General features: G+C 39.5%; 10 protein-coding genes. 4 read left to right on the top strand and 6 right to left on the bottom strand.

Annotation, left to right across the window (positions count from 1 at the left end):
- Together AC11ZT_RS07130 and bacA are read right to left on the bottom strand one after the other, a co-directional pair.
- Positions 1–199, bottom strand: a 199-nt coding sequence (locus tag AC11ZT_RS07130; protein WP_484058933.1) for a sporulation protein, incomplete at its 3' end; no start/stop codon positions are given.
- A gap of 201 nt (positions 200–400) precedes the next feature.
- Complete coding sequence (gene bacA / locus AC11ZT_RS07125) at positions 401–1,201, bottom strand: undecaprenyl-diphosphate phosphatase (RefSeq protein ID WP_379968739.1); 801 nt, start codon at positions 1,199–1,201, stop codon at positions 401–403.
- A gap of 332 nt (positions 1,202–1,533) precedes the next feature.
- On the opposite strand from bacA, the gene AC11ZT_RS07120 reads away from it, so the two are divergent.
- Both AC11ZT_RS07120 and AC11ZT_RS07115 read left to right on the top strand, forming a co-directional pair.
- Positions 1,534–1,941, top strand: a complete 408-nt coding sequence (locus tag AC11ZT_RS07120; RefSeq protein ID WP_484058932.1) for a sporulation protein — start codon at positions 1,534–1,536, stop codon at positions 1,939–1,941.
- A 106-nt stretch (positions 1,942–2,047) separates the two neighbouring features.
- On the top strand, positions 2,048–3,403 hold the full coding sequence (locus tag AC11ZT_RS07115; RefSeq protein WP_484058931.1) for an MATE family efflux transporter: 1,356 nt from the start codon (positions 2,048–2,050) through the stop codon (positions 3,401–3,403).
- 14 nt (positions 3,404–3,417) lie between these two features.
- On the opposite strand, the gene AC11ZT_RS07110 is transcribed toward AC11ZT_RS07115, so the two are convergent.
- Together AC11ZT_RS07110 and AC11ZT_RS07105 are read right to left on the bottom strand one after the other, a co-directional pair.
- Entirely contained in the window at positions 3,418–3,915 is a 498-nt protein-coding gene (locus AC11ZT_RS07110; protein ID WP_484058930.1) for a DUF1648 domain-containing protein, read from the bottom strand.
- 202 nt (positions 3,916–4,117) lie between these two features.
- Complete coding sequence (locus AC11ZT_RS07105; protein WP_484058929.1) at positions 4,118–4,432, bottom strand: ArsR/SmtB family transcription factor; 315 nt, start codon at positions 4,430–4,432, stop codon at positions 4,118–4,120.
- Between the two features lie 130 nt (positions 4,433–4,562).
- Between AC11ZT_RS07105 and AC11ZT_RS07100 the strand changes: the two genes are divergently transcribed.
- Positions 4,563–4,838, top strand: coding sequence for a putative quinol monooxygenase (locus tag AC11ZT_RS07100; protein WP_484058928.1), 276 nt, complete (start codon positions 4,563–4,565; stop codon positions 4,836–4,838).
- Positions 4,839–4,889: 51 nt separating this feature from the next.
- Entirely contained in the window at positions 4,890–5,627 is a 738-nt protein-coding gene (locus AC11ZT_RS07095) for an NADPH-dependent oxidoreductase (protein WP_484058927.1), read from the top strand.
- 136 nt (positions 5,628–5,763) lie between these two features.
- On the opposite strand, the gene AC11ZT_RS07090 is transcribed toward AC11ZT_RS07095, so the two are convergent.
- Together AC11ZT_RS07090 and AC11ZT_RS07085 are read right to left on the bottom strand one after the other, a co-directional pair.
- A complete protein-coding gene (locus AC11ZT_RS07090) occupies positions 5,764–7,380 on the bottom strand; it encodes an N-acyl-D-amino-acid deacylase family protein (protein ID WP_484058926.1) in 1,617 nt (538 codons plus the stop codon).
- 33 nt (positions 7,381–7,413) lie between these two features.
- Positions 7,414–8,148 (bottom strand): M20/M25/M40 family metallo-hydrolase (locus AC11ZT_RS07085; RefSeq protein ID WP_484058925.1); only part of this gene is annotated, 735 nt, incomplete at its 5' end.

The following is an 8,148-nucleotide window of genomic DNA, read 5'->3' as shown; positions in this document are numbered from 1 at the left end:
CTGTCCTCGTATATTCTCTTCCTCGCATCGTAACAAGTGTCATCATTAGCTCTACACGCACATCTTGAAATGGCTCTGAACCTCCTGTTACACGTATGTAACCTTGTAGCCATTCTCCTTGCTTCCATATATCCTTTGTAAGAGCGAGCTTTATTCGTCCAGCTCCTATTCCCCACGTATGAAATAAACGCCGAAGCATACAATCCCCTACCTTACACCAATCATCTATAATCAATTATTCATTACATTCAAGTTAATTATGTATAAACATAGCACAACCTAGCCATCATGAAAAGCGAAACGTCACTATAACTATACTATGACAAAAAGATTTTACGGTAGCGAACTGATAGAAGGAAAATATGAAAAAAGGCGCCAACAACGTTAGCACCTTTTTGTATTACATAATGACAAAGAAATAAAATAAAATTGCAACTGCAAAGCGATAATAAGCAAACGGTGTTAGCTTCCAGCGTTGTAACAGTTGTAAGAAGGTCACAATCGCAACCATTGCCACAACAAAAGCAGCAATAAAGCCAACTGCAAATAACGGAATATCTGCAGCGGTTAAAAAGTGCCAGCTTTTCACTAAATCAAGACCTGTTGCCGCAATCATCATCGGAACAGCCAAAATGAAAGTAAATTCTGCTGCTGCTTTATGAGAAACACGGGTCAAAATACCACCACTGATTGTAGAACCCGAACGGGAGAAACCAGGCCAAAGTGCTAAACATTGAAACAAGCCAATCATAAATGCTTGCTTATAAGTAACATCATCTAACGTTTTGGATATACTTGGATTTTTCTTTGCAAATCGTTCTGCAACAATCATTAAAATACCACCGAGAATTAAACTAATTACAACCGGTCCCGGTCCAAACAATACCGTTTTAATTTGATCGCGGAATACAACACCAACAAGACCTGCTGGAATCATAGCAATCAAAATATGAATTAAATTCAAGGATGGACCATTTACCTTACGGCCAATTCCAAATAGCGACCATAGACGCTTCCAATATAGAACGACAACCGCTAATATCGATCCCAATTGCACTACAACCTCAAATGTCTTTGCCTTATCTCCTTCAAATCCAAGAAGATGACCTACAAGAATCATATGCCCTGTTGAAGAAACAGGTAAAAATTCCGTTAATCCTTCTACGGTCCCAAGTATAAGACCTATTAACCATTCTACCAAGATGGTTGCCTCCTCATATGTACATTTTGTATCAAAAATTTCATACTTTTTAATATTACATGATTCTGTCAATTTCCGCATAATTTTTTTTGTGCTTTCTACCTTTATGCGCATATTTGCGAGAAATCTAATGCTCGTTCTGATAACTCCAATTCGATATCATATACCATTTCCCCCTCTAGATAGATCATAGTTACCTTGGAAAATGATTTTCATATGGTATCATAGAATACAAATAGACTTGCAGGTTGAAAATTAACCTGCAACCGCCTCGAGATTTGATTACACGATTTATCTTTTTTTTACAAAAAACCAAGAGAGGAAGTGTTAGTATGTTAGAAAAATTTATGGCGAAGCTAGGTAAAGGTGCTGCAGACGTATACTTACAATTACCAGAGGATACATTTCGATTAGGAGAAACGATTCAAGGGACAGTCATTGTAAGAGGCGGAAAAGTAGAACAACGTATTAAAACCATCTTCGTAGAGTTATATCGTGGATTTTCAGATTTAACGATGGGTGAACAGCTACTTATTTCTGTCATACCTGTGGTGAAAGATTACTTTGTAATTGCACCAAATGAAACGAAATCATTTCCTTTTAAAACCACACTTCCTACTGAAATAGACTTCGATGAAGAACACGAATTTTATTTTGTGACAAACCTAGATATTGAAGCAGGAAAAGATGACCATAGAAAAACAGTGATTTCTCTTCTTCCTCCAGCTGTGCAAAAATAAAAGCAACTTGTACATATTCGAAGCTGGGCTACCTTAATCATAACCATTTCAGGTAGCCAGTCTTTTTTTGCACGCCTTGTATTTCTCTAATTAAGAAAGGACTTTTATGAAAGAAACAACCACTCAACTTCATAAGATGCGACAATTTATTCTTTTATTTTTACCTATTTTTATTACCCAGCTCGCTTTGTTTGCGATGACATTTTTTGATACAACCATGTCTGGGCATGCTAGTTCCGCAGATCTAGCAGGTGTTGCGATTGGCTCCAGTATATGGCTACCTGTAAACACGGGACTAACAGGTATACTACTTGCAGTAACCCCGATTGTCGCCCAGCTGACCGGTGCAAAAAAAACAGGAGATGTAGCTCCATCCATTATGCAAGCAATTTATCTTGCTGTTGGCATAGCTGTCGCTATTATAATCGTCGGTATGTTCTCAGTAGGACCAATTTTGCATGCAATGAATTTGGAGCCTCATGTTCGTCAAGTCGCAGGTGACTTTTTGCATATGTTGGCGTTTGGTATTATACCATTATTCGTTTATACGGTACTCCGGTGCTTTATTGACGCCCTTGGAAAAACGCGAGTTTCCATGATGATTACCGTATGTTCATTGCCCATCAATATTATTCTTAATTACGCCTTTATTTTTGGGCATCTTGGAATGCCACAACTGGGAGGGGTTGGTGCTGGAATCGCCTCGGCAGTTACATATTGGTGCATATTAGCAATCGCTATCATTATTATTCATCGTAGCCACCCATTTTCTAGCTATCGTATTTTCCATAAACTATACAAATTGAATATTTCAAAATGGAAGGAACTATTGAAACTCGGCGTGCCGATTGGCTTTGCTATTTTTTTCGAGACGAGTATTTTTGCAGCCGTTACGTTACTTATGAGTCGATTTGATACAGCCACTATTGCTGCTCATCAGTCTGCAATCAATTTTGCTTCGATGCTATATATGACTCCTCTTAGCATTTCTATGACACTTACTATTGCCGTTGGCTTCGAAGTTGGTGCACGTAGAATGAAAGATGCAAGAACATATAGTTTCATAGGAATTGGCTTTGCCCTACTATTCGCTCTCTTGTATTCGCTTATCATCTTTCTTTTTAATGATCAAGTTGCAGCCATTTATAGTAATGATGCAACTGTTCAAAGACTCACCGGACAATTTCTATTGTTTGCGATTCTATTTCAGATATCAGATGCCATCGCAACGCCGGTACAAGGGGCACTGCGCGGGTATAAGGACGTAAATGCCGCTCTCATTATGACACTTGTAGCCTATTGGGTAATTGGATTACCACTTGGGTACGTTCTTGCTAATTTCACTGAATTAGCAGCCAAGGGCTATTGGATTGGTCTCATTATAGGCCTAGCATTTGGTGCAACATTTCTACTGATTCGACTTATATATGTGCAACGGAAGAATCAGAAAGAAGCTGCTTAATGCAGCTTCCCCTACTATTTAAGCCGATAGCTTCGTAGAAGGAACACTCCGATTGTCACAAATACACTTGTTAGCTCTAAAATAAGCGGCACGGTTCCTAGTCCACCTCTTCGCCCAAGAGCGATTTCAATCGTCATCCAGTCATTGTAAACAAATAGAAGCACCAGCTCAAACTTGAGCCATCCCATCATAAACTGTGCATTTTTATACTGATCGTAAGCATTTTCCTCAGTAATTTTAACAAGATAATTAAAAGTGTGTGGAAATTTACTCAAAATAGTAAACAATATAAATACTAGCGTTGGCACAATTAAAATAGCGATAAGAGATTCCTTCCCACCAAAACTGTCCGGTGTCCCATACATATTAAAATGCTTTGGAATAGACTGCGGAAGTTCCTTCCATATCATAACAACATCTAGAATGATACTTATCAACAAAATTGCTGTAAGTAAATCCAATACCCGCTCCATTATCGTTTTTTCAAGTTGTAGCTTAGGCTTCATTTCCATCGTTTATCCCACCTCATAACATAAACTATTCTAATGGTTTAATTATAAAGTAAGAAAAACAAAACGGTTACATATTATTATTCACATAGTAGAGTTTATTCCCAGTAGTAGGCGGTTGTGTTCCTACTTAACAAGCAATTTTTAGTATAAGAAAAACCACGCACCTATACACCGGTACGTGGTTCTTCTATCGCTCCCCATTTTAAATATTTGAGGATTTAACTTGTAAAATAGATGCTAACAATCCAGGGAACAACTTATTTAATTCATCCGTCCGGAGTGAGTAAAAATGTTGTGTTCCCTCTATACGGACTTGAATTACCCCTGCTTCCCGAAGCACACGAAAATGATGTGACAATGTAGATTTTGATATATTCAAATTACAATAAGAGGCACAGTGTTGTTCCTTTGTTTCAGCCAAGTTTCGGACAATAAACAAACGAATTGGGTCACTTAGTGCGTGCAGCGTAGTCGTTAATTTTATTTCATCAATGGTTGGTTGAGAAGGTATTTTCATATGGTTACTGTATCATAATCACCTGCTGCTCGCAACGAGCATGCAAAATCGTTGCGAATTTAAAAATGTCGTGCTATAGTTCTTAATGTTCGATATTTATCGAACATTAAGAGAGTAGGAGGCCAACAAAATGGTTACAATCCAAGGTTTTATGCAAATAAAGCCAGAATTTCATGATCAATTTATAGAGAAAATGGCATTATTACTGCAAGCCTCTCGCAAAGAAAATGGCAATATGGACTACAATTTATATGAAAATGTGGAAAAACCAAATCATTTTGTTATGTTAGAGCAATGGGAAAGTGAAGAAATGCTAGCCATGCATAGTAAAACACCACATTACATAAGCTTTCGAAAGTATGCCCAAGAGATATTAGCAGCAGCACCAGAATTTAAACGTATGTAACTCTTCCTAACAAAGGAACTGATTATACAACTTGAAGGGATGAATCAAATTATGAATGAAGTTTTGAAAACATTAACCAACCACCGTTCTATCCGTAGCTACACAAATGAACCTGTGTCTGAAGAACAATTAAACGAAATTATTGCAGCTGCACAAGCAGCCCCAACTTCTATCAATGGTCAACAATTAACAATCATTAGTATCCAGGATCCTGAAAAGAAAGCAAAGGCTGCTGAATATGTTGGCGGTCAACCGTGGGTTGCACAAGCACCTGTTTTCCTTGTATTCTGTGCAGATTTCTACCGTGCTAAAATTGCTGCTGACAAAAATGGTTTACCACTTGGCATTACAGACGGAGTAGAATCTCTTATTGTTGGTGCAACAGATGTTGGTCTTGCTATGGGTAACGCTATCGCATATGCAGAATCAATTGGCCTTGGCATTGTGCCAATAGGCGGGGTTAGAAGAAATCCACAAGAATTAATTGACCTACTTGATATTCCAGAATATGTATTCCCAGTATGCGGTCTTGTAGTCGGTCATCCAGCAGATCTTTCTGCGAAAAAACCACGCTTGCAACCTGAAGCGATTCATCACAAGGAAAGTTACAACAAAGATCAAAAAGCCTTCGTTGATGCATATGACGAAACGATATCTGCTTATATGAAAGAACGTACAGGCGGCAAAGAAGATCGTAACTGGTCATCCATGATTGCTGGATTCTACCAAGGTATTTACTATCCAAACATTCAACCAACCATTCTAAAGCAAGGCTTTAAGCTTAAATAATAGAATTCACACCCCATTTACTATTAAGGTAGGTGGGGTGTTTTTTCGTCAAAATTCTACCTCATTACAGTCACAACCGTATCACCAATAATACATAGTCTCATTGTGCGAAACCTCCTTACCTCAATTTCTTACCTTACTTTGAAATAGCCGTAGTTTGCTCATAAAATCTGCGAAGAACTTGTCCAGAATAAGTCTCATTTGTAATCTCGTGGTCAATAACGATACTCCCGTTCACAATGACATAATCGATACCTTCTGGATATTGACGAGAGTTTGTATAGGTTGCTGTATCAATAACCTGCTCTTCGTCAAATACAACTAGATCAGCCTTCATACCTGTTCGAATGATTCCACGATCCTGCAAACCGATAATTCTCGCTGGCTGAGATGTCAGCCTGCGAATCATTTCATGTAGAGGAAGAACGTTTTCTTGTCTGACATATTTGCCTAACACCCGTGGAAAGGAGCCGTAGGCACGCGGATGCGGTTTTCCTCCTAGCAAACCATCACTACCAATCGTCCCAGCCGGATGTGCCATAATTTTGGAAACATACTCATCACTCATAACAAAATCAATCATGCCGACTGCATTTTTCTCGGCTAGAATAAGATCCAGTGCAACATCTGCCGGGTTTTCTTTTCCAAGCAATGTAGTAATTTCTATCACATTTTTTCCAACAAGATGCTGATTTTCCTCTGATACAACCGAAGTAATGATAATGCCGTCCCAGCCTGCCCACTCAGACATGCTATCCCATCCCGGATAACCGGTTTCCATTTCCTGCTTCATTTTGTTACGTAGTTCCTGATCTGCTAAGCGTAAAAGTAGTTTCTCCGTTCCGCCATCATGAGCCCATGGTGGAAGAATAGCGCTTAGCATTGTACTTCCAGCTGTGTATGGGTATTGGTCAAACGTAACTTCAACACCTTCGCTGCGAGCTTTATCAATGGTTGCTAGCACATCATCCGTTTTATGCCAGTTTTTCTTTCCGCACACCTTAAGATGAGAAAAGTGAAGATGAGCACCCGTTTCCTTCATCATATCGATTAATTCATTCATGGACTCGATAATTTCATCACCTTCACTGCGCTGATGAATGACAAGTGGGACACCATACTCTGCAATAACGGAACACAAGGCAGTAAGCTCTCTCATATCCGCAAAGCAGCAAGGAGGATAGATTAGTCCTGTTGATAATCCGCATGCTCCTTGTTCAAGTGACAGTCGAAGTACTTCTTTCATTTTCTCTATTTCTTCATCTGTTGCTGTACGGTTAGCTAGACCCATGACTTCCATCCGAATATTGCCATGCGGGACTAAAAATGCGAGATTATAACTAGGTTGAAGCTTATCAATTTTCGTCAAATAACTATCAACATCTCTCCAATCCCATTCGATATCAGGAGTCCCATCAAGACCTGACAAATTCTTTCTCCACGTTTCTACGTATTCACTAGGTAACGGTGCAGCAGCAATTCCGTCCTGACCAAGAAGATCTGTAGTAATTCCTTGACGGATTTTTGCTTCAATAAGCGGTTTTTCTAAGACGAACAAATCAGAATGTGTGTGCATATCAATAAAACCAGGGCACACCACTTTCCCTTTCACATCAATAACCTGCTTGGCTAAGGCACCAGATAGTTTTCCAATTGCAGAAATGGTATCTCCCTTAATACCAAGATCGCCATAGAACCAAGGCGAACCAGTACCATCGATAATTTTGGCATGGGTTAATAGTAAATTGTACATAACGTCCTCCATTCACAGAATATTCTGTTATTTTTATTTAGAATTATTAAATAATGCTTCCATAATTCCATAGTAACCAAGTGTAGCAGCAGCTAATTGTTCCGTTTCAATGTATTCATCATCTGTGTGTGCTAGCGATTCCTCAGATGGACCAAAACCAATCGTCGGAATACCAGCTTCGCCTGCATAATGACTACCATTCGTACAAAAAGCATAATGAGTAAGTGAGGGCTGCAGCCCGCTCTTTTTCAGCCCTTGAAGCGCTGCTTGGACAAACGGATCCTCGTCCTCCATTAACCATGCTGGGAAAAATCTCTCTGCTGTAATTTCAGCACCTGTATAGCAGCGTTCTTTCCCCTTTGCATAGCTCACTGCCGCATGAAATGTGGAATCTTCCTGCTCTAGCTTAGCAATTAATTCTTCAATTGGAGCAAGAATTGACTCCCACGTTTCCCCGACAAGCGTTCTCCGATCAAATGTTGCCCTGCAATAGTGAGGTACGACAGAAGCACCCGGGTATGGCTCTGATTTCATATCCGTAAGCTCTAAAATACCTTTTCCTAGTACTGGATGACTAGAAAGGGGCAACGCTTGAATATGTTGTATAAGCTTCATCATTTGATAAACCGCATTAACACCCTTTTCTGGGTTACTAGAGTGAGCCGGCTTTCCGAACGTTTCCACAACAATTTCAGCTCGTCCGCGTTGACCTCGCTTTAGCTGCAAGCTCGATGATTCCCCGATGATAACGTAATCGGGCTGCATCCG

It is taken from the genome of Ectobacillus sp., from assembly GCF_056992975.1.
Note: the sequence above shows the minus strand (reverse complement) of the source record. Positions and strands in the feature narration are given on the sequence as shown.

Coding starts and splice junctions, on each gene's coding strand:
- AC11ZT_RS07105 (WP_484058929.1), bottom strand. CDS start 4,432: ATGAAAATACCTTCTCAACCAACCATTGATGAAATAAAATTAACGACT.
- AC11ZT_RS07090 (WP_484058926.1), bottom strand. CDS start 7,380: ATGTACAATTTACTATTAACCCATGCCAAAATTATCGATGGTACTGGT.
- AC11ZT_RS07100 (WP_484058928.1), top strand. CDS start 4,563: ATGGTTACAATCCAAGGTTTTATGCAAATAAAGCCAGAATTTCATGAT.
- AC11ZT_RS07115 (WP_484058931.1), top strand. CDS start 2,048: ATGAAAGAAACAACCACTCAACTTCATAAGATGCGACAATTTATTCTT.
- AC11ZT_RS07110 (WP_484058930.1), bottom strand. CDS start 3,915: ATGGAAATGAAGCCTAAGCTACAACTTGAAAAAACGATAATGGAGCGG.
- AC11ZT_RS07120 (WP_484058932.1), top strand. CDS start 1,534: ATGTTAGAAAAATTTATGGCGAAGCTAGGTAAAGGTGCTGCAGACGTA.
- AC11ZT_RS07095 (WP_484058927.1), top strand. CDS start 4,890: ATGAATGAAGTTTTGAAAACATTAACCAACCACCGTTCTATCCGTAGC.